This window comes from Streptomyces sp. NPDC051909 (assembly GCF_040681095.1).
Lineage (GTDB): Bacteria > Actinomycetota > Actinomycetes > Streptomycetales > Streptomycetaceae > Streptomyces.
Genome location: NZ_JBFAYA010000001.1, coordinates 165,154 through 184,565, shown reverse-complemented (window position 1 = coordinate 184,565; position 19,412 = coordinate 165,154). Strand labels below are relative to the sequence as shown.

21 protein-coding genes are annotated in these 19,412 nt (G+C 73.0%); 13 read left to right on the top strand and 8 right to left on the bottom strand.

Annotation, left to right across the window (positions count from 1 at the left end; genetic code table 11):
* Positions 1-21: 21 nt before the first annotated feature.
* Positions 22-891 (bottom strand): menaquinone biosynthesis protein, encoded by an 870-nt coding sequence (locus AB0M18_RS00960; RefSeq protein WP_365754412.1) that lies wholly within the window; start codon positions 889-891, stop codon positions 22-24.
* A gap of 350 nt (positions 892-1,241) precedes the next feature.
* Here AB0M18_RS00960 and AB0M18_RS00955 point away from each other — a divergent pair, with 350 nt between their 5' ends.
* Complete coding sequence (locus AB0M18_RS00955) at positions 1,242-1,445, top strand: cold-shock protein (protein ID WP_046908818.1); 204 nt, start codon at positions 1,242-1,244, stop codon at positions 1,443-1,445.
* A gap of 144 nt (positions 1,446-1,589) precedes the next feature.
* Here AB0M18_RS00955 and AB0M18_RS00950 read toward each other — a convergent pair whose 3' ends face one another.
* Positions 1,590-2,435: a M23 family metallopeptidase gene (locus AB0M18_RS00950; RefSeq protein WP_365754411.1), complete on the bottom strand. Its 846-nt coding sequence runs from the start codon at positions 2,433-2,435 to the stop codon at positions 1,590-1,592.
* A gap of 170 nt (positions 2,436-2,605) precedes the next feature.
* Between AB0M18_RS00950 and AB0M18_RS00945 the strand changes: the two genes are divergently transcribed.
* The 4 genes from AB0M18_RS00945 to AB0M18_RS00930 all read left to right on the top strand — a co-directional run bounded on the left by AB0M18_RS00945 (position 2,606) and on the right by AB0M18_RS00930 (position 6,291).
* Positions 2,606-3,010 (top strand): DUF1992 domain-containing protein, encoded by a 405-nt coding sequence (locus AB0M18_RS00945; protein WP_365754409.1) that lies wholly within the window; start codon positions 2,606-2,608, stop codon positions 3,008-3,010.
* Between the two features lie 91 nt (positions 3,011-3,101).
* Entirely contained in the window at positions 3,102-5,081 is a 1,980-nt protein-coding gene (locus AB0M18_RS00940; protein WP_365754408.1) for a serine/threonine-protein kinase, read from the top strand.
* 17 nt (positions 5,082-5,098) lie between these two features.
* Positions 5,099-5,611, top strand: coding sequence for a DUF664 domain-containing protein (locus tag AB0M18_RS00935; RefSeq protein ID WP_365754407.1), 513 nt, complete (start codon positions 5,099-5,101; stop codon positions 5,609-5,611).
* Between the two features lie 56 nt (positions 5,612-5,667).
* A complete protein-coding gene (locus AB0M18_RS00930; RefSeq protein WP_365754405.1) occupies positions 5,668-6,291 on the top strand; it encodes an HAD-IA family hydrolase in 624 nt (207 codons plus the stop codon).
* 121 nt (positions 6,292-6,412) lie between these two features.
* On the opposite strand, the gene AB0M18_RS00925 is transcribed toward AB0M18_RS00930, so the two are convergent.
* A complete protein-coding gene (locus AB0M18_RS00925; RefSeq protein ID WP_365755046.1) occupies positions 6,413-6,631 on the bottom strand; it encodes a hypothetical protein in 219 nt (72 codons plus the stop codon).
* A 202-nt stretch (positions 6,632-6,833) separates the two neighbouring features.
* Here AB0M18_RS00925 and AB0M18_RS00920 point away from each other — a divergent pair, with 202 nt between their 5' ends.
* Entirely contained in the window at positions 6,834-7,718 is an 885-nt protein-coding gene (locus AB0M18_RS00920) for an AraC family transcriptional regulator (RefSeq protein ID WP_365754404.1), read from the top strand.
* On the opposite strand, the gene AB0M18_RS00915 is transcribed toward AB0M18_RS00920, so the two are convergent.
* Both AB0M18_RS00915 and AB0M18_RS00910 read right to left on the bottom strand, forming a co-directional pair.
* Entirely contained in the window at positions 7,699-8,109 is a 411-nt protein-coding gene (locus tag AB0M18_RS00915) for an OB-fold domain-containing protein (RefSeq protein WP_365754402.1), read from the bottom strand. The genes AB0M18_RS00920 and AB0M18_RS00915 overlap by 20 nt on opposite strands.
* Positions 8,109-8,570: a DoxX family membrane protein gene (locus tag AB0M18_RS00910; RefSeq protein WP_365754401.1), complete on the bottom strand. Its 462-nt coding sequence runs from the start codon at positions 8,568-8,570 to the stop codon at positions 8,109-8,111. The genes AB0M18_RS00915 and AB0M18_RS00910 overlap by 1 nt, the downstream gene beginning before the upstream one ends.
* Positions 8,571-8,751: 181 nt before the next feature.
* Between AB0M18_RS00910 and AB0M18_RS00905 the strand changes: the two genes are divergently transcribed.
* From AB0M18_RS00905 to AB0M18_RS00880, 6 genes are all read left to right on the top strand, one after another.
* Positions 8,752-9,963, top strand: coding sequence for an NAD(P)/FAD-dependent oxidoreductase (locus AB0M18_RS00905; RefSeq protein WP_365754399.1), 1,212 nt, complete (start codon positions 8,752-8,754; stop codon positions 9,961-9,963).
* 84 nt (positions 9,964-10,047) lie between these two features.
* Positions 10,048-10,944: a class A beta-lactamase gene (gene bla, locus AB0M18_RS00900; protein WP_365754398.1), complete on the top strand. Its 897-nt coding sequence runs from the start codon at positions 10,048-10,050 to the stop codon at positions 10,942-10,944.
* A gap of 139 nt (positions 10,945-11,083) precedes the next feature.
* Positions 11,084-13,318, top strand: coding sequence for an acetate--CoA ligase family protein (locus AB0M18_RS00895; RefSeq protein WP_365754396.1), 2,235 nt, complete (start codon positions 11,084-11,086; stop codon positions 13,316-13,318).
* 14 nt (positions 13,319-13,332) lie between these two features.
* The gene (locus AB0M18_RS00890) at positions 13,333-14,121 is read left to right on the top strand and encodes an enoyl-CoA hydratase-related protein (protein ID WP_365754394.1); all 789 of its coding nucleotides are present in this window, start codon (positions 13,333-13,335) and stop codon (positions 14,119-14,121) included.
* A 126-nt stretch (positions 14,122-14,247) separates the two neighbouring features.
* A complete protein-coding gene (locus AB0M18_RS00885; RefSeq protein ID WP_365754393.1) occupies positions 14,248-14,451 on the top strand; it encodes a hypothetical protein in 204 nt (67 codons plus the stop codon).
* 52 nt (positions 14,452-14,503) lie between these two features.
* A complete protein-coding gene (locus AB0M18_RS00880; protein ID WP_365754391.1) occupies positions 14,504-15,106 on the top strand; it encodes a flavin reductase family protein in 603 nt (200 codons plus the stop codon).
* A gap of 5 nt (positions 15,107-15,111) precedes the next feature.
* On the opposite strand, the gene AB0M18_RS00875 is transcribed toward AB0M18_RS00880, so the two are convergent.
* From AB0M18_RS00875 to AB0M18_RS00865, 3 genes are all read right to left on the bottom strand, one after another.
* On the bottom strand, positions 15,112-15,642 hold the full coding sequence (locus tag AB0M18_RS00875; RefSeq protein WP_365754390.1) for a hypothetical protein: 531 nt from the start codon (positions 15,640-15,642) through the stop codon (positions 15,112-15,114).
* 24 nt (positions 15,643-15,666) lie between these two features.
* Positions 15,667-16,959 (bottom strand): MFS transporter, encoded by a 1,293-nt coding sequence (locus AB0M18_RS00870; protein ID WP_365754388.1) that lies wholly within the window; start codon positions 16,957-16,959, stop codon positions 15,667-15,669.
* Positions 16,960-17,058: 99 nt separating this feature from the next.
* Positions 17,059-18,279 (bottom strand): MFS transporter, encoded by a 1,221-nt coding sequence (locus AB0M18_RS00865; protein ID WP_365755012.1) that lies wholly within the window; start codon positions 18,277-18,279, stop codon positions 17,059-17,061.
* 144 nt (positions 18,280-18,423) lie between these two features.
* Between AB0M18_RS00865 and AB0M18_RS00860 the strand changes: the two genes are divergently transcribed.
* Positions 18,424-19,410, top strand: coding sequence for a helix-turn-helix domain-containing protein (locus tag AB0M18_RS00860; protein WP_365754386.1), 987 nt, complete (start codon positions 18,424-18,426; stop codon positions 19,408-19,410).
* Positions 19,411-19,412 lie beyond the last annotated feature (2 nt).

Here is a 19,412-nt window from a genome sequence, read left to right as displayed (position 1 = left end):
CTCCCCCGACGCCCTACGGGGTCAGGCGCGCGGGTCGAGCAGCTCCACCCGTACGTCCGCCGGGAAACCGGTCGTCGGACCGGTCCGGCGGGCGAACTCCCGCACCCCCGCGAGCTGCTCGGGCCCGAAGCGGAAGTCGAGCGTACGGAAGTAGCGCTCAAGCAGCTCCGCGTCGAAGGACTCCCAGCGCGCCGCCTGTTCGGCCACCTTGGTGACCTCCTCAAGGGACAGATCACGCGAGGCCAGGAACGCCCGGTGCACGTCACGGACGGTCTCCGGCTCGCGCGCCAGGAAGTCCTTGCGGACCGCCCACACCGCGAAGACGAACGGAAGGCCCGTCCACTCCTTCCACATCAGCCCCAGGTCGTGGACCTGGAGCCCGAGCCGCGGCGCGTCGTGCAGCGAGGCCCGCAGCGCGGCGTCGCCGATCAGCACCGCCGCCTCCGCCTCCTGCATCATCAGACCGAGGTCGGGCGGGCAGCTGAAGTAGTCGGGCGTCACTCCGTACGACTCCGCGAGCAGCAGCTGGGCCAGACGCACGGAGGTGCGCGAGGTGGAGCCGAGCGCGACCCGCGCGCCGTCCAGCTCGGCCAGCGGCCGCTGGGAGACGATCACGCAGGACATGACGGGCCCGTCGCAGCCGACGGCGATGTCCGGCAGCGCGACCAGCTCGTCCGCGTGCCGGAGGTATTCGACGAGGGTGATGGGACCGATGTCGAGGTCGCCGCGGACCAGCCGCTCGCTGAGCTTCTCCGGGGTGTCCTTCGTCAGCTCCAGGTCGAGCAGCGTCCCCGTACGGGCCAGCCCCCAGTAGAGGGGCAGACAGTTCAGGAACTGGATGTGGCCGACCCGGGGCCGGCTCCGCTGGTGGTCATCGGTTGCATTGTCCACATCGCGAGGCTAGACCCGTCTCGAACGATGGACATCGCCGGGGCCGCGCCGGGCGCGCCGCCCCCTCCGCGCGAGCACAACTCGCGGCCTCGCGGCCCGCACATCGCCCGCACATGGCCCTCGGATCGCGCGCACATCGTGTGCTCATCCGAAGCGCGTCAAACATGTGGGTGACGTGATCTTTCCCTCTACCGCTTCGCGCACGCTGCGTGCTACGCTCGACGCAAGTTGCAGTTTGGTTTCCCTTGCAGTACAGAGCCTGCGGAGCATGTGACCCGCAGGCTTTTGTAGTTTTCAGACTTGGTTGCAGGTTCTGGAGCAGGGCGACCCTTTGGCCCATAGGAGGGCTCATGGCTACCGGAACCGTGAAGTGGTTCAACGCTGAAAAGGGCTTCGGCTTCATTGCCCAGGAAGGCGGCGGCCCGGATGTCTTCGTCCACTACTCCGCGATCAACGCGTCTGGTTTCCGCTCCCTCGAGGAGAACCAGCAGGTGAACTTCGACGTCACCCAGGGCCCGAAGGGCCCGCAGGCGGAGAACGTCACCCCGGTCTAAGGACCCCCGGGTCGACGATCGCGATCCTCTAGAGCTGTACCCAAGGAGCCCCGCTCCGTGCGCGCGACGTGCACGAGCGGGGCTCCTGCCCGTTTCCGGGCCCGACGGCGGACCTCGTCGGGTCTCGTCGGGTCTCGTCGGGTCTCAGCAGTTCGGGATCACGGTTCCGTTGTTGTCCCGGGCCTCGTCGTTGCCCCAGCGCGACAGGTAGTAGGCGGAGACATACGCTCCGCGCCCGTTCTTCCCGGCGTAGACGGAGTCCAGGTCGGTCCTGAGCCACCAGTGGTTGAAGTTGCCGGCGCCGTCCCTGACCTCCTGCCCCCAGACCTTGCAGTAGACGTAGTTCGTGCCCGCGTACAGCACGCCCTGCGGGTCGGCGGTGTTCGGCTGCGCGTAGCCGACGGCGTTGGCGAAGGTGTCCACCCAGTACTTCCCGGTGCCGCCGCCCGAGCAGCCGTTGTCGCTGGTCAGGTACTTGGCGTAGTACGAGGAGGGGTAGGGGGCGAGCGAGCTCCCGTTGATCACGACGGGCTGGCCGACGCCGTTGTAGAGCTGCTCGTAGTGGATGTGGGCGCCGGAGCTGTTGCCGGTGGAGCCGGTGGTTCCGATCTGCTGGCCCTGGCCGACCCAGGCGCCGTGGGCGACGGAGTACGCGGCGAGGTGGAAGTAGTACGTCTTCCAGCCGCCGCCGTGGTCGATCACGATGTAGTTGCCGGCGCCGTTCGCCTCGTAGTAGCGGTACGCGGTCCCGGCGGCGGACGCGAGGACCGGGGTCCCCGCGGTGGTCCCGCCGTCGGACCTGACGAAGTCGAGCGCCTGGCGCACCTCGGCCGAGTGGTGGCTGTAGGTCCACTGCTGTCCGCAGGGGAACGGCGCCTTGAAGACGGGCGCGGCCTGGGCCGCCGGTGCGGCGACGAGGACGGTGAGCAGCCCGGCGAGCAGGGCGAGCAGCCCGCCGAGGGCGGTGGTGCGGTGAGGTCTGGAACGCATGGGCCGTACTCCTGTTCCTGAGGGGTCGACGCGCGTTGAACGGAGGACAGCGTGCCGGAAGATCGCGTCGGCGACGAGACCGCCCGCACGGCCGACCGCGCTCCCGCCCCGCTCTCGCCCCCTCTCCCGCCCCGCCCCCGTACGCCCGCCCCGGTCCGTACGCTGGACGCATGACCGAACGGAAACCGCCCGGAGTCAGCTTCGAGTCATTCGTCGACAAGCAGATCCGCGAGGCGACCGAGCGCGGGGACTTCGCCCGGCTCGAAGGCTTCGGCAAGCCCCTCGACGACGACACCGCGCCGTACGACGAGCTGTGGTGGATCAAGCGGAAGATGCACCGCGAGGGCATGTCCGCGCTGCCGCCCGCCCTGGCCCTGCGCAAGGAGGCCGAGGACGCGGCCGAGGCGGCCCGTACCGCCGTCTCCGAGTCCCGGCTCCGCCGTGTCCTCGGCGACATCAACACCAAGATCCTCGAAGCCCTGGCCCGCCCGCCGGCCGGCCCGCCGCTGAACCTGCGGCCCTTCGACGTGGAGGCGGCGGCCGAGGAGTGGCGAAGGGCGCACCCCGGGCACTGAGGCGCCCGCCGGCGCCCGTCCGGAACCGGCATCCCCTGCTCGTGAGTCCTCATCTACCCTGAGGCGCGATCGACTTGACCATGCATCAGGTGTGACTGACCAGGGGGACCGGACCGGCATGAGCGGCGACAACGGGAAAGGCACGCCCGCGGGCGAGAGCGGGATGACACCGCTCCGGGCCGGTGATCCGCGGGTGATCGGGGCGTACCGGCTGCTCGGCCGGCTCGGGTCCGGCGGGATGGGGCGGGTGTATCTGGCGCGCTCCGAGGGCGGGCGGACCGTCGCGGTCAAGATCGTGCACGCCGAGCACGCGCAGGACCCGCAGTTCCGGGCCCGCTTCCGCCGGGAGATCGAGTCCGTGCGCAAGGTCGGCGAGCACTACACCGCGCCCGTCCTCGACGCCGACCCCGAGGCCGACCGGCCCTGGGTCGCGACCGGCTTCGTGCCCGGGCCGTCCCTGGAGCAGGTGGTCCGGGAGCACGGGCCGCTGCCCGCCGACTCCGTCCTGACGCTCGCGCTCGGCCTGCTGCGGGCCCTCCAGGGCATCCATGGCGCCGGGATCCTGCACCGGGATCTCAAGCCGTCCAACGTGATGCTCACCGTCGAGGGCCCCCGGGTGATCGACTTCGGCATCGCGCGGGCCCTGGAGCCCTCCGTCGAATCGCTCCTGACCAGCACCGGAATGGTCGTCGGCTCGCCCGGCTTCATGGCCCCCGAGCAGGTCCGCGGCGAGTCCCTCGGCCCGGCGGCCGACGTCTTCGCGCTCGGCTGCGTGCTGATGTACGCGGTGACCGGGCGGCTGCCGTTCGGGCACGGTGCCAGCAACCAGCACGCGATCATGTTCCAGATCGTGGAGGCGGAGCCCGAGCTCGACCGGGTCGAGTCCGAGGCGCTGCGCGCCTTCCTCGCCCGCTGCCTGATCAAGGACCCCGCCGAGCGCCCCACCATCGCCGCCCTGCTCGCGGACCCGGCGCTCCCGGGCGAGGAGTCCGGGCGCGGCCCGGCGACGGGCGGCGCCTGGCTGCCGCCGGACCTCGTGGCCCGGCTCGCCCGGCAGGCGGCCCGGCTCCTCGACGTCGAGGCGCTGTCGGAGGAGCTGGAGCGGGAGGCGGCGACCGCCGGGGGCGAGGAGCCGGACACGGGGACGGTCGGGCTGCGCCCGAAGGCCTCGAAGGCCCCGGGGGCCCCGGGGGCCGCTGATGCCTCCGCCACCCCGGACCCGATGAGCGTGACCCCGGTCGCCGTGCGCCGCGAGCCGCGCCGCGCCTCCCGGATCTGGATGATCGTCGCGGCCGTCTTCGCCGTCCTCGGCATCAGCGGCACCGTCGTGAAGCTCATCGACGACAACGCCCGGGAGCGGGACCTGGCGGGCACGCCGGGCGCGTCGAGCAGCGCCCCGCCGCCCGCGACGACCACCACCGGCCCCTCGTCCGCTCCCCCGCCCGGCACTGCCGCCACGCCCCCGGGCCAGAGCCCGACGGCGGCCACGCCGCCGCCCGGGGACGCGGCGGCCGGGGGCGGCGGCACAGTCGGCGGTCTGCCCGCCGGCAGTGGCGGCACGACCTCGGGAGGCGGTTCCGGAGGCGGGTCCTCGACCACGTCCGGCGGATCCTCCAGCGGGTCCTCCGGCGGGTCCTCCGGCGGCTCGTCCACCACGAGTGGCGGTACGACGACCAGGCCGCCCGCCACCACCGCACCCAAGACCACCGCCCCGAGCAGCACCGGTCAGGTCCCGTCGGCGTTCGTCGGCACCTGGAAGTACACGAGCGCGTACAACATCGGCCAGCCCAAGACCGTGTACATCTACCGCGTCTCTCCCGGCCAGATCGCCGCCCGGATGATCACGGAGATCAACGGCGCCCACTGCGAGCACGTGGCCAAGCTGGTCTCGATCACCGACGGCGGCAAGCGCATCAACCTGGGCACCAACATCCTCGATCAGGCCAAGTCCAGCGGCTACCCGTCCTGCACGAACGGCGACGCGTCCGCGTTCGTACTCGCCGTGCCGACCGGCCTCACCCACGACGTCGGCCCGGCCCACGGCGAGGGCTACCACTACGAGCGCGCCTGAGCGCGTACCGTGACGCCATGAAGAGCGCGGAGCTTCTCCTTGACGCCTTCGGCCGCATCCAGGAGGCCGTCCACGAGGCCGTCGAAGGCCTGTCTGACGACGAGCTGACCACCCGTGTCGATCCCGACGCCAACACGATCGCCTGGCTCGTGTGGCACCTGACGCGGATTCAGGACGACCACATGGCCGACGCGTTCGGCACGGAGCAGATCTGGACCTCGGACGGCTTCTCCGGCCGCTTCGGCCTCCCCTTCCCCGAGGACGCCACCGGCTTCGGCCACAGCAGTGCCCAGGTCGCCGCCGTCCGCGCCCCCGCCGACCTGCTCCTGGCCTACTACGACGCGGTCCACGCCCGCAGCCTCGCCCACCTCGCCGCCCTCACGAACGCCGACCTCGACCGCGTGGTCGACACCCGCTGGACCCCGCACGTCACCCTCGGCGTGCGCCTGATCAGCGTGGTCGCCGAGGACAACCAGCACGCGGGGCAGGCGGCGTACGTGCGGGGCGTGGTGGAGCGGCGGGCGGGCTGAGGCCTGTCCGGCGGCCGGCACCGGGCCCCCGAGACCCGTCGGAGTAACCTCCCCGCGTGACCAGCGAGAACACCTTCGTACTCTTCGACGTCGACGGCACCCTGATGGACGCCGTCGAGAACCAGCGGCGCGTCTGGCACGCGTGGGCCGGGCGGCACGGGCTCGACGGGGACGAGGTGTATGCCGTCGCGCTGCGGACGCGGCCGGTGGAGACCTTCGCGGCCGTGGCGCCCGGGGCGGACCCGGAGGAGTGTCTGGCGCTGTTGCACGCGCTGGAGGACGAGGACGTACGGACGGGGGTGTACGAGGCGTTCGCCGGCGCCGCCGAGCTCCTGAAGGGGCTGCCGGCGGGCCGCTGGGCGCTCGTCACCTCCAACTACGAGCACCGGGTGCGCGGGCGGTTCGGGCGGACGGGCCTGCCCGTGCCCGAGGTCGTCGTGGACGCGGCGTCCGTGGCGGAGGGCAAGCCGTCGCCCGTGCCGTACCTGCGGGCGGCGGAGATCCTGGGGGCCGACCCCGCCCGCTGTCTGGTGATCGAGGACGCGCCGTCGGGGGTGCGGTCGGGGCGGGCGGCCGGGATGACGGTCTGGACGGTCAACACGGCGACGGCGGCGGAGGGTTCGCACCGGCACTTCACGACGCTGGCGGAGGCGGCGCCGGAGATCCTGGCGTGGGTGTGAGCCGCCGCCGGCCGGCGTGAATCCCGGGGTGGAGGGGGCTGCGACCGGCTCCGCGGTCGCACCGTTCACACCCGCCCCACCCCCCGCCCGCGATTCGTCGCCAGGTTCCGCCCTGCGGGAGCTACTTGCCGATCGGCAGTCCGGCACCGAGGTCCGTCACGCCGCCGAGGCCCGACGTCGTGGCGCCGTCGAGCGGCAGGGCCTTGGTGGCGCTGGTGAGGCCGCCGACCTTCTCCGTCACCTGGCCCAGCGGCGAACCCTCCGCGGCGAACGCGGGCGCGGCGGCACCGGCGACGGCGAGGGAGCCGAGCACGACGGCGGCAACCTTGAGGGGCTTCATGGGGGGTCCTGCCTTTCATCGGCGATCAGTACGCCGTGGATAACGACAAGGTCACGGTGCGGACACCCCTTCTCGCCCGGCTTCCGCCCGGGGCGCCACCCGATCGTTCCGGGCACGGATCGTCGGGTGCTGGGAGGGTGGGGGTTCCTACGGTGAAGACACCCCGGGAGCTCCGGGGTGGAAGGAAGAGCGGAGGCGCGAGGTGCTGGAGGGGCTGAACCGGGCGCTGGACCATGTGGAGCGCCGTCTCGCCGAGCACGAGGTGGACGTCGCCGAGGCCGCGCGGATCGCGGCGACTTCGGAGTACCACTTCCGGCGCCTGTTCTCGGCGCTCGCCGGGATGCCGCTGTCGGTGTACGTGCGGCGCAGGCGGATGACGCTGGCCGGGGCCGAGGTGCTGTCCGGCGAGCGGACCCTCCTGGACGTGGCCGTGTCGTACGGCTACGGCTCGGGCGAGGCCTTCGCCCGCGCGTTCCGCTCCGTGCACGGCATCGGGCCGGGCGAGGCCCGGCGCACCGGCGCCGAGCTCGTCTCGCAGCCGCGGATGTCCTTCCGAGTCGTCGTCGAAGGGAGCAGCAGCATGCGATACCGGATCATCGAGCACGACGCGTTCCGTCTGGTCGGGCGGAAGGCCCGGATCCCGCTCGTCCACGAGGGGGTCAACCCGGCCGGCGCCGCGTTCGTGGAGAGCCTGGGCACGGAGGCGGTCGTACGGATGAAGGCGCTGTCCGACCGGGAGCCGGCGGGGGTCCTGTCGGCCGTGGAGCATCTGACCGAGAGCCGCGAGGAGGGCGCCGAGGTCGACTACTGGATCGGCGTCGCGACCGGGCCGGACACGGCGCCCGCGGAAGAGCTCGACGGCCTCGACGTGCCGGCCGGGACCTGGGCGGTCTTCGAGAACCACGGTCCCTACCCGAGCGCCCTCCAGGAGCTGTGGCGGGACGTGTTCACGCAGTGGTTCCCGTCGAATCCGTACACGAGCCGGCCGGGTCCGGAGCTGTTGCGGACCCAGCCGGTGACGGTCGGCGAGAACACGGACTCCGAGCTGTGGATCCCGGTCGAGCGGATCACGAACCCGGAGGCCTGAACACGGGCACCTGGAGCTCGCCTTCCGGCCTGAAGGCGAGCTCCAGGTCCATGCCGATCCGCAGCTCCGCCTCCGGGCAGTCGACGATCTCGGTCATCATCCGGGGCCCCTCGGCGAGGTCGACGACGGCGGCGACGTACGGGACGCGGTCGCCGAACGGCGGGAGGTCGTTGCGGTGCACGACGGACCAGGTGTAGAGCACCGCGCGGCCCTCCGCCCGGCGCCATACGACCTCCTCGCTCCAGCAGTGCGGGCAGAACTCGCGCGGGTAGTGGTGGGGCCGGTCGCAGGCGGTGCAGTGGCGGATCAGGAGGCGGCCCTCGGCGGCGGCGTCCCAGTAGGGCCGGGTGAAGGCGTCGACGTCCGGGACGCTCGCGGGCACGGCGGTCATCAGAAGAGTCCGATCGCGTGGTCGAGGGACCAGGTCTGCCAGGACATCGCGAACAGGGCGACGACCGATATGAGCGCCATCATCGCGTTCTGTCCCTGCTCGGCCCAGTCGTGGATCATCAGGACGAGGTAGAAGAGGTTGAGCAGCAGGCCGCCGGCGAGGGCGACGGGCGTGAGCAGGCCGGTGATCAGGCCGAGGCCGAGGGCGAGTTCGGCGTAGACGACCACGTACGCCATGAGCCTGGGGCGCGGGGCCACCACGCTCCGGAAGCCGGTGCGCACCGCCGCCCAGCGGTGCTTCTCCGCGACGTCCGCCGCCCAGGCGATGCCCGTGCCGCGTTCGAACCAGCCCTTCCTGTCCTTGTGGCGCCAGCTCTCCAGCCACCACAGGCCGAGGCCGATGCGGAGGACGGCGAGCCATTCGGCGCCGGTGAGCCAGATCGTCTGCGTCTGCGTCTGCATGTGCCCCGACCGCCCTTCGGACATGGACTCCGGCATGAATCCCGACACGGAATCTGACAGGCCGTCAGTTCAGCGGATGTCGATGCCTCTTCGCAAGACCTCTGCGGGCGTGATCGATTCGCAACCGAACTCCCTCTTGACCGAGACCCACGGCGTGTACGCGTCATTACGCTCAGCATTCATGACCGTCACCCCCCAGCCCCACCCCGTTTACGTCGTCGGCGCAGGCCCCGGCGGCCTCGCCGTCGCCGCCGCCCTGCGCGCGCGGGGCGTACGGGCCGTCGTCCTGGAGAAATCGGACGCCGTCGGCGCCTCCTGGCGCCACCACTACGACCGGCTGCGGCTGCACACCACCCGGCGCCTCTCCTCGCTGCCCGGGCTGCGCATACCGCGCTCCTTCGGGCGGTGGGTGGCCCGCGCGGACGTGGTGCGCTACCTGGAGAAGTACGCCGAGTTCCACGACCTGGAGATCGTGACGGGTGTGGAGGTGACCCGGATCGAGCGCGAGGAAGTGCGGCAGGACGCGGCGGACACCGCAGGCACGTCGCGCACGGCGGACGCGAACTGGGTCCTGCACGCGACCGGCGGGCGGCGGCTCGTCGGCCGCGCCGTCGTCGTCGCCACCGGCTACAACCACACGCCCCGGCTGCCGGACTGGCCCGGCCTGGACACGTACACGGCGAAGGCCGACCTCGTGCACGCGAGCGCGTACCGCAACCCCACGCCGTACGAGGGACGGGACGTCCTCGTCGTCGGCGCCGGCAACACCGGCGCGGAGATCGCGGCGGACCTGGCCGGCGGCGGCGCCGCGCGCGTCCGGCTCGCGGTGCGCACGCCCCCGTACATCGTGCGCCGCTCCACCCTCGGCTGGCCCACCCAGCGCAGCGGCATCCTGATCCGCCGCCTCCCGGTGGGCCTGGTCGACCGGCTGACCGGGCTGCTCGGCCGCGTCATGACGGCCGACCTCTCCGCGTACGGCCTCCCCCGGCCCACCGGCGGCCTCTACTCCCGCGTGCGCGCCGGGGCGATCCCGGTGCAGGACGTGGGCCTGGTCGCCGCCGTACGCTCCGGGCAGGTCGAACCGGTGGCGGCCGTCGCCTCCTTCGACGGCCCCGAGGTCGTCCTCGCGGACGGCTCGCGCATCACCCCGGACGCGGTCGTCGCGGCCACCGGCTACCACCGCGCCCTGGAGCCGCTCCTCGGGCACCTCGGCGTGCTCGACGAGCGCGGCCGCCCGGTCACGGGCAAGGCCGGCAAGAGCGGCAAGACCGGCAAGGCGCTGCCGCCGGGGCTGTACTTCACCGGGTTCACCAATCCGATCAGCGGGATGTTCCGGGAGATGGCGCGGGACGCGGAGAAGATCGCGGGGCGGATCGCCAGGCACCGCGCGTGATGCGGCGCGTGCCGGTCGCGGGACGGGGGCGCCGAGCGCCGTAGGTTCGGGGGTGTTCTGTATCCGTTCGAAAGGCACCGGATCATGCGACACACCAACCGTCGGGCCGTCCTCGCCGCAGGCGCCGGGGCGGCCCTCGCGGCCGCCCTGCCCGCCGCCCCCGCACATGCCGGGACCGGGGGTCGGGCCCGGCAGCGGTTACGCGCCCTGGAGCGGGAGCACGGGGCGCGGCTCGGGGCGTACGCGTACGACACCGGGAGCGGGCGGCTCGTCACGTACCGCGCGGACGAACTGTTCCCGATGTGCTCCACGTTCAAGACGCTCGGCGCGGCGGCGGTCCTGCGGGACCTGGACCGGGACGGGGAGTTCCTGGGGCGGCGGATCCGCTACACGCAGGAGTACGTGACGCGTTCGGGCTGGTCGCCCGTCACGAAGGACCATGTCGGCGACGGGATGACGGTCGCCGAACTGTGCCGGTACTCGATCACCCACAGCGACAACACCGCCGCCAACCTGCTGCTGCGCGAGCTGGGCGGGCCCACGTCGATCACGCGCTTCGCGCGCTCGGTCGGCGACCCGGTCACCCGGCTCGACCGCTGGGAGCCCGAGCTGAACTCGGCCGAGCCGTGGCGGACGACGGACACGACCAGCCCGCGCGCGCTCGGGCGCACGTACGGACGCCTCGTCCTGGGCGACGCGCTCGCGCCGGACGACCGGCGGCTGCTGACCGACTGGCTGCTCGCCAACACGACCAGCGAGCAGCGCTTCCGCAAGGGGCTGCCGGCGGACTGGACCGTGGCCGACAAGACGGGCGGCGGGCGGTACGGAGGCAACAACGACGCGGGGGTCGCCTGGCCGCCGGGGCGCCCGCCGGTGGTGCTGACGGTCCTGACGACGAAGCCGGCCGAGGACGCGGTGGCCGACGACGTGTTGGTGGCGCGGGCGGCGGGGATCCTGGCCGATGCGGTGAGCACGCCGTGAGCGCCGGGTAGCACCGCAAGGGGCGCGCGGGCCGGACGGCCACCGGTTTCCGCACGACCTATTCCTGACTGACCGTCAGTTGAGTAATCTGACTCATCGTCAGATCGGTCGGGCTTCGGGATGGGCGGTGCGGACGACGATGCTGGGATCGACTCACGGGACCTTCACCACCGACCTCCGGGCGCGGGTCGTCGCCTGCGGGGAGCAACCCGACCGGACCGTCGTGCACGGCGTCACCGCCGTCGAGGGCGACACGGACGTCAGCGGGCGCCCGCTGTACGCGCCGGTGCCCGAGCTCGACCGGTTCTTCCGGCCCGAGGTGGTGGCGGTGGTCGGGGCCTCGGACACCGAGGGGCGGCCCAACACCGGGATCACCAGGCAACTGCTCGACTGGGCCGGGCGGGTCGGGGCGCGGGTGGTGCCCGTGCACCCGACCCGTACGGCCGTGTTCGGGATCGACTGCGTGCCGTCCGTGGCCGAGCTCGGCACCCTCGACACGCCCGTCGACCTGGCCGTGCTGCTCGTCGCCGACCCGCTGCCGGTGATCGAGCGGCTCGCCGAGTCGAAGGTGAGGTTCGCGGTCGCCTTCGCCTCCGGCTTCGCCGAGACCGGGGAGGCGGGGGCCCGCGCCCAGGAGCGCCTCGCGGCGGCCGTCGAGCGCTCCGGGATCCGCCTCCTCGGACCCAACACCAACCTCAACGCCTTCGAGCGCTTCCGCGAGGACCTCGAAGGCCCGGCGGTGGCCCTGATCACCCAGTCCGGGCACCAGGGCCGGCCCGTGTTCACCCTCCAGGAGCTGGGTGTCCGGCTCTCGCACTGGGCGCCCACCGGCAACGAGGCCGACCTGGAGACCGCCGACTTCATCTCGTACTTCGCGCACCGGCCCGAGGTCGGGGCCATCGCCTGTTACGTGGAGGGGCTGAAGGACGGCCGGTCGTTCCTGCTCGCCGCCGACCAGGCCGCACGGCGCGGGGTGCCCGTCGTCGCCGTGAAGGTCGGCCGCACCGAGGCCGGCGCGCGGATGGCCGCCTCGCACACCGGGAAGCTCACCGGGGCCGACCAGGTCGTCGACGCGGCCATGCGCCAGTTCGGGGTGATCCGGGTCGACGGGCTCGACCAGCTCCAGGACACCGCCGCGCTGCTCGCCCGGGCGCGTAGGCCGGTCGCGGACGGGGTCGTCGTCTACTCCATCTCCGGCGGTACGGGTGCCCACTTCGCCGACCTCGCCACGGCGGCGGGACTGCGGCTCCCGGCCCTCTCGCAGGCCAGGCAGGACGAGCTGCACCAGTGGATCCCCGACTACCTGAGCGTGGCCAACCCGGTCGACAACGGCGGGCACCCGGTGGGCGACTGGCGCGGCCGGAAGATCATCGACGCGATCCTCGCCGACCCGGCGGTGGGGGTGCTGATCTGTCCCATCACCGGCCCCTTCCCGCCCATGAGCGACCGACTCGCACAGGACCTGGTCGACGCCGCCGAGCAGACGGACAAGCTGGTGTGCGTGGTGTGGGGGTCGCCGGTCGGGACCGAGGAGGCCTACCGCACCACCCTCCTCGGCTCCTCCCGCGTCGCCACCTTCCGGACCTTCGGCAACTGCATCGGCGCGGTCAAGGCCTATCTCGACCACCATCGCTTCACCACCGGCTACCGCTCCCCCTTCGACGAGGCCCCGCGCACCCCGTCCCCGTCCCTGCGCAAGGCACGGGCCCTGATGCGGCCCGGCCACCGGCTCAGCGAGCACGCGGCGAAGCAGCTGCTTCGCGCGTACGGGATACGGGTGCCCCGCGAGCAGCTGGTGACCAGCGCCGCGGCGGCGGTGCGGGCGGCCGGGCTCGTCGGCTACCCGGTCGTGATGAAGGCCTCGGGGCCGCGGCTCGCGCACAAGACGGAGCTCGGCCTGGTGAAGGTCGGACTGACCTCGGCGAGCCAGATCCGGGACGCCTACCGGGAGTTGACCGACATCGCCCGTTACGAGGGCATCGACCTCGACGGCATCCTGGTGTGCCAGATGGTCGGGCGCGGGGTCGAGATGGTGGTGGGCGTCACGCACGACCGGCTCTTCGGGCCCACGGTCACGGTGGGGTTGGGCGGGGTCCTGGTGGAGGTCCTGAACGACGCGGCCGTGCGCGTGCCGCCGTTCGGCGAGCGCGAGGCCCGCGGCATGCTCGGCGAGCTGCGCGGCCGGGCGCTGCTCGACGGGGTGCGGGGGGCGCCGGCGGCGGACGTGGACGCGCTGGTGGAGGTGGTCCTGCGGGTGCAGCGCATGGCGCTCGAACTCGACGAGGACCTGGCCGAGTTGGACATCAATCCGCTGATGGTGCTGCCGCGGGGGCAGGGGGCGGTGGCCCTGGACGCGCTCGCGGTCTGCCGATAACCGAGGGGCTTCCCGTGCCGGATGTGCTGCATGCCGTCGAGAACGGCGTCTCGTGGATCACGCTCAACCGCCCGGAGGCGATGAACGCGGTCACCTGGGACCAGCGGGAGCGGATCATCACGCTCCTTGCGGAGGCCTCCGCCGACCCGGCGGTCCGCGCGGTGGTGATCACGGCCACCGGCCGCGGCTTCTGCGCGGGCGCGGACCTGCGGGGCGGGCCTTCGGCGAGCGGGGAGAGGGTGCAGGGCGACGTCTCCCGGATGATCCGCCAGGGCGCACAGCGCTTCGTCTCCGCCGTCCTCGACTGCGAGAAGCCGGTGATCGCGGCGGTGAACGGCACGGCGGCCGGGCTCGGCGCGCATCTCGCGTTCGCCTGCGACCTGGTGCTCGCGGCGGAGCAGGCGACGTTCGTGGAGGTGTTCGTACGACGCGGGATCGTCCCGGACGGCGGCGGGGCGTATCTCCTCCCGCGGCTCGTCGGCCCGCAGCGGGCGAAGGAGCTGATGTTCTTCGGCGACGCCCTGCCGGCGGCGGAGGCCCGGGCGATGGGCCTGGTGAACCGGGTGGTCCCGGCGCAGGACCTGGAGAAGACGGCCCGCGCGTGGGCCGAACGCCTCGCCCAGGGCCCCACCCGCGCCCTCGCCCTCACCAAGCACCTCGTCAACGCCTCCCTGGACACCGACCGCGCCACCGCCTTCACGGCGGAGGCGACGGCGCAGGAGCTGTGCATGACGACCCGGGACGCGCGGGAGGGGGTGGCGGCGTTCGTGGAGCGGCGGACGCCGTCGTACGAGGGCCGCTGACCGATTCCTCCGAGGCCTCCGAGCCCCTCCAAGCCTTCCGAGCCCTCCGAGCTCGGGACGCCGCACTCCCGGGCCTGGCCGAATGCGTACAGGCGGCCTTACGATCTTGCTCCTGGATCACGGGGGGTGGTCCTTTCCGGAGAGGGCAAGCCGGCCATGGCGTACCACTTCATCGGCATCATGTTGATCATCTTCGGGGCGCCGCTCGTCGGCATCCTCGGGAATGTGATCGGCGAGTACGTGAACGACGTCCTCGGGCGGATCGTCTCGATCGGCGGCGTCCTGGCGGTACTGGGCGTCGCCGCCTGGTTCATCGTGCGGAGTTTCTGAACCGCTCGCACGGACCTTCTCATCTGACGATGCGTCAGCTTCAATGGCGGACATGATGGGACACGCTGGGATGGCGGCCACCGCCGTCCGATACCTCAGGTCGGCCGGAGCGCCCACGGCCGTGGAGCCACTGCCCCGCCCGGCGCTCCGGGCGGTTCGGGACGACGAGCGGATGCCCGTCGATCCGGGCGGGTTCCGGCGCGTCCTCGGGCACTTCGCGACCGGTGTCACGATCGTGACGGCCCTGGACGAGGGCGGCCCGACAGGCTTCGCCTGTCAGTCCTTCTCCTCGCTGTCGCTCGACCCGCCCCTGGTCGTCTTCATGGTCGCCCGCACGTCGACCACCTGGCCCCGGATCGCCCGCGCGGGCCGCTTCTGCGTGAACATCCTCGGCGCGGGGCAGGCCGAACTGTGCCGCGCCTTCGCGGTGAGCGGCGCGGACAAGTTCGCGGGCGTGCCGTGGACCCCGGCCCCGACCACCGGCTCACCCCGTCTGCCGGACGCCCCGGCCTGGGTGGACTGCACGATCGCGGCGGTCCACCCGGGCGGCGACCACCTGCTCGTCGTGGGCCGGGTGGAGTCCCTGGGCGCTACGGACGAGGAGGGCGAGCCGCTGCTCTTCCACCGGGGCCGCTTCGGGCGCTTCGAGAGCTGACGCCGTCAGGAGTCGATGACGCCCGCCCACAGACCGATGCCGCCGAGGCCGAACACGGCGAGGATCACGAGCGTCCCCCACACCAGCACCCGCACGAAGTACCCCCGCCGCGCGTGCCGGGCCACGGCCGTCGCCACGCCCAGGCACGCCCACGCCACCAGCCAGCCGCGCCATCCGGCGAACGGCCAGAGGAGCACGCACGCGACGCCCGTCAGGAGCAGCTGCCACCCGAGCGGCCGGCCCCCGACCTGCCCCCCGGCCCGGCCCCCGGCCCGGCGCCCGGCGGCCTCGCCGAGCAGCACGGACGGCGCCACCACAGCCGCCGACACCGCGGCCGTGGCCAGCAGCGCGAACACCGTGAAGAACGGGAAGAACACGAACGACCACGCGCTGATCCCCTCCTCCCCCGGCTCGGGCTCCCGGGTCTCGCCGAACACCACCCCCAGGACCAGCGCGAGCGCCGCTTCCAGGAACAGCACGAGCATCGAGACCCGGAGCATCCGCCAGAACGTGCGGTCTTCCTGTTCTGAACGCATTCAAATCCCCTCCGGCACCGCAGCCTACGCCATGGCGCCCACCGGCCTGCGCCGGATCACCAGCGCCATCAGGGCCGCCGCCGCGCAGAGCGCGCCCGAGGCGTACCAGACGATGTCGTAGGAGCCGAAGAGGTCGCGGGCCAGGCCGCCCGCGAAGGCGATGACGGCGGCGCCGACCTGGTGGGAGGCGAGGACCCAGCCGAAGACGATGGCGCTGTCCTCGCCGTAGTGCTCGCGGCACAGCGCGATGGTGGGCGGGACGGTGGCGACCCAGTCGAGGCCGTAGAAGACGATGAAGAAGAGCATCGGCGGGTGCACGGCGGGCGCGAGCAGCATCGGGAGGAAGAGCAGCGAGATGCCGCGCAGCGCGTAGTAGACGGCGAGCAGGCGGCGCGCCTCGAAGCGGTCGGTGAACCAGCCGGAGGCGACCGTGCCGACGACGTCGAAGACGCCGATCACCGCGAGGAGTCCGGCGGCCGCCGTCACCGGCATGCCGTGGTCGTGGGCGGCGGGCACGAAGTGGGTCTTGACCAGGCCGTTCGTCGAGGCGCCGCAGATCGCGAAGGTGCCGGCGAGCAGCCAGAAGGGGCCGGTGCGGGCCGCCTTGAAGAGGACGGTGACCGCGCGGCGGGCGGCTCCGGTGACGGGCGCGGGCTTCTCGGCGTACTCCCCGCCGTACGGGGCGAGCCCGACGTCCGCCGGGTGGTCGCGGAGCAGCAGCCAGACGAACGGGACGACGGCGAGCGCGGCGAGCGCCACGGTCACGGCGGCCGGGCGCCAGCCGTGGTGCTCGACCAGCCAGGAGAGGAGCGGCAGGAAGATCAGCTGGCCGGAGGCTCCCGCCGCCGTCAGGATGCCGGTGACCAGACCGCGCCGGGCGGTGAACCAGCGGTTGGTGACGGTCGCGGCGAAGGCGAGCGCCATGGAGCCGCTGCCGAGGCCCACCAGGACGCCCCAGAAGAGGATCAGCTGCCAGGCCGCCGTCATCCAGACGGTCAGCAGTGAGCCGGCCGCGATGACCGTGAGCGCCACGGCGACGACCCGGCGGATGCCGAAGCGGTCCATGAGCGCGGCGGCGAACGGCGCCGTCAGGCCGTACAGCGCGAGGTTCACCGACACCGCGAAGCCGATCGTGCCCCGCGACCAGTGGAACTCGCCGTGCAGCGGCTCGATGAGCAGTCCGGGGAGCGAGGCGAAGGCCGCCGCGCCGATGATCGTGACGAAGGTGACGGCCGCGACGAACCATGCGCGGTGGATACGAGGGGTGCGGACCGGCGGGCGGACTGAGGCGGCAAGGGGCTCGGTTGTCTGGGTCACGTCACCAGCATCCCGAGCGGACCCCCGCTCCCGCCATTGGCCCGAATGACAGCTTTCCAAAGGATCGGGCCAAACGATCGGGCCTAGGGATCGGGCCACTCAGACGCGCGGCAGCGTCCTGATCGGGCGCACCACCAGCAGCGCCGCCACCACGAGCACCGCGATCCCCGCCCCCACCACCAGCACCCGCTCCGCTCCCACCACCGCCGCCACCGGACCCGAGAGCGCCCGGCCCACGCCCATCATCAGCAGGGATCCGGCCACGTCGTACGCGTGCATCCGGTTCAGCGCGTCCTGCGGCACATGGGTCTGCACCGAGGTCGACCACATCACCAGCCAGAACGCGAAGGCCGCACCCGCCAGGAACGCGCCCGAGTGCAGCCACGCCACCGGCGCCCCGATCCCGAGCAGCAGCAGGTTCACCGGCAGGCCGAGCAGCGCCACCGCGCCGGCCGCGAGCGGGCGCACCGGCCGCAGCCGGAGCGCGAGGAGGCCGCCGGCGGCGCTGCCCGCGCCGTTGACGGCCATCAGCACGCCGTAGGTGGCGGAGCCGTACTCCTCGGTGATCAGGCTCGCGGTGAGCGGCACCATCGGCCCGGCGACCGTCAGGCCGTACACCGTCCAGATCGCGATGACCCCCCACAGCCAGCTCCGGGCCCGGAACTCCCGCCACCCGAGGGCCATTTCGGAGAGCAGCGAGCCGCGCGGGGCGGCGTCGGACGGCACCGGGGAAACGCGCAGCAGGACGAAGCAGACGGCGCTGACGGCGAAGGTGGAGGCGTTGACGGCGAAGGCCGCGCCCGCGTTCCAGAGCGCGACGAGCAGACCGGCGAGGGCCGGTCCCGCCATGGTCATCAGCGCCTCGACGACCCGCAGCACGGCGTTGGCGCGCTGCACGTCGGGCGCGATGCGCGGGATGGTGGACGCGACGCCCGGCTGGAACAGCGCGGCGCCGACGCCGGCGACGGCGGACAGCACGTACACCGCCCACAGCGGCGGGCTGCCGAGCGCGAAGGCGACCGCGAGGAGCAGCGCCCCGGGGAGGCGCAGCAGATCGGCGATGACCATCATCCGGCGGGCGGTGAAGCGGTCCGCGAGGACCCCGCCGAACAGCACGAAGACGGCGAAGGCCGCCGTCCACAGGCCGAGCGCGTAGCCGACGGAGGAGCCGGAGTGGCCGGCGCCGATGAGTCCGGCCGCGAAGGCGACCGGGACCATGCCCTCGCCGAGGACGGCGACGGCGCGGGCGACGAAGAAGAGCCGGAAGTCGCGGTTCCAGAGCGCGGGCGGCCCCGCCGCGGCAGAGGCCGCTTCGGGAATCCGCTCGGTGGTCCCAGACTTGTACGTGTTGGCCTTGAACGTGTTGTCCTTGAACGTGTTGTCCGTCACGAACACACACACGTACCAGCAAGGTGGTCTGGACCACCACTGCTTTACGCAACCGCTTTCCGGAGGGAGCTCGCCATGCGGGCGCACCGCGTCGCCGTCCTCGCCCTGCCCGGGCTGCTGCCCTTCGAACTTGGCATCCCGCACCGGATCTTCGGCCGCGCCAAGGACCCGGAGGGCCGGCCGCTGTACGAGATCGTCACCTGCGCCCCGGTCCCCGGCCCGGTCCGGACGGACGCCGACTTCGCCATCCACGTCGAGCACGGCCCGGAGGCGCTGGCCACCGCCGACACGGTGGTCGTGCCCGCCTCGTACGAGCTGGGGCCGGTGTACGAGGAGGGGCGGCTCACCGACGAGCTGGCCGCCGCGCTCGCGCGGATCCGGCCCGGCACGCGCCTGGTCTCCATCTGCACCGGCGGGTACGTGCTCGCCGCGGCCGGGTTCCTCGACGGGCGCCCGGCGACCACGCACTGGGCCTCCGCCGAGCACTTCCAGCGGATCTTCCCGAAGGTGCGGGTCGACGCGGACGTGCTGTTCGTGGACGACGGGGACGTGCTGACCTCGGCCGGGGTGGCCGCCGGGATCGACCTGTGCCTGCACATCGTGCGCCGCGACCACGGCACGGCCGTCGCCAACGAGGTGGCCCGGCGCACGGTGGTGCCGCCGCACCGGGACGGCGGGCAGGCGCAGTACATCGCGCGGCCCGTGCCCGAGCCGGGGAGCTCGACCACGACCGCCGCCCGGGCCTGGGCCCTCGCCCACCTGCACGAGCCGATCCAACTGCGCGACCTGGCCGTACGGGAGTCGATGAGCGTACGGACCTTCACCCGCCGCTTCCGCGAGGAGGTCGGCGTCAGCCCCGGCCAGTGGCTCACCCAGCAGCGGGTGGAGCGCGCCCGGCACCTGCTGGAGTCCACGGACCTGCCGGTCGACCAGATCGCCCGTGACGCCGGCTTCGGCACCGCCCAGTCGCTGCGGACGCACCTCCAGGCGGCGATCGGGGTCACGCCGACGGCGTACCGGCGCACCTTCCGTACGGCGACGGCGGGTGCGCCGGCGGCCTGAGC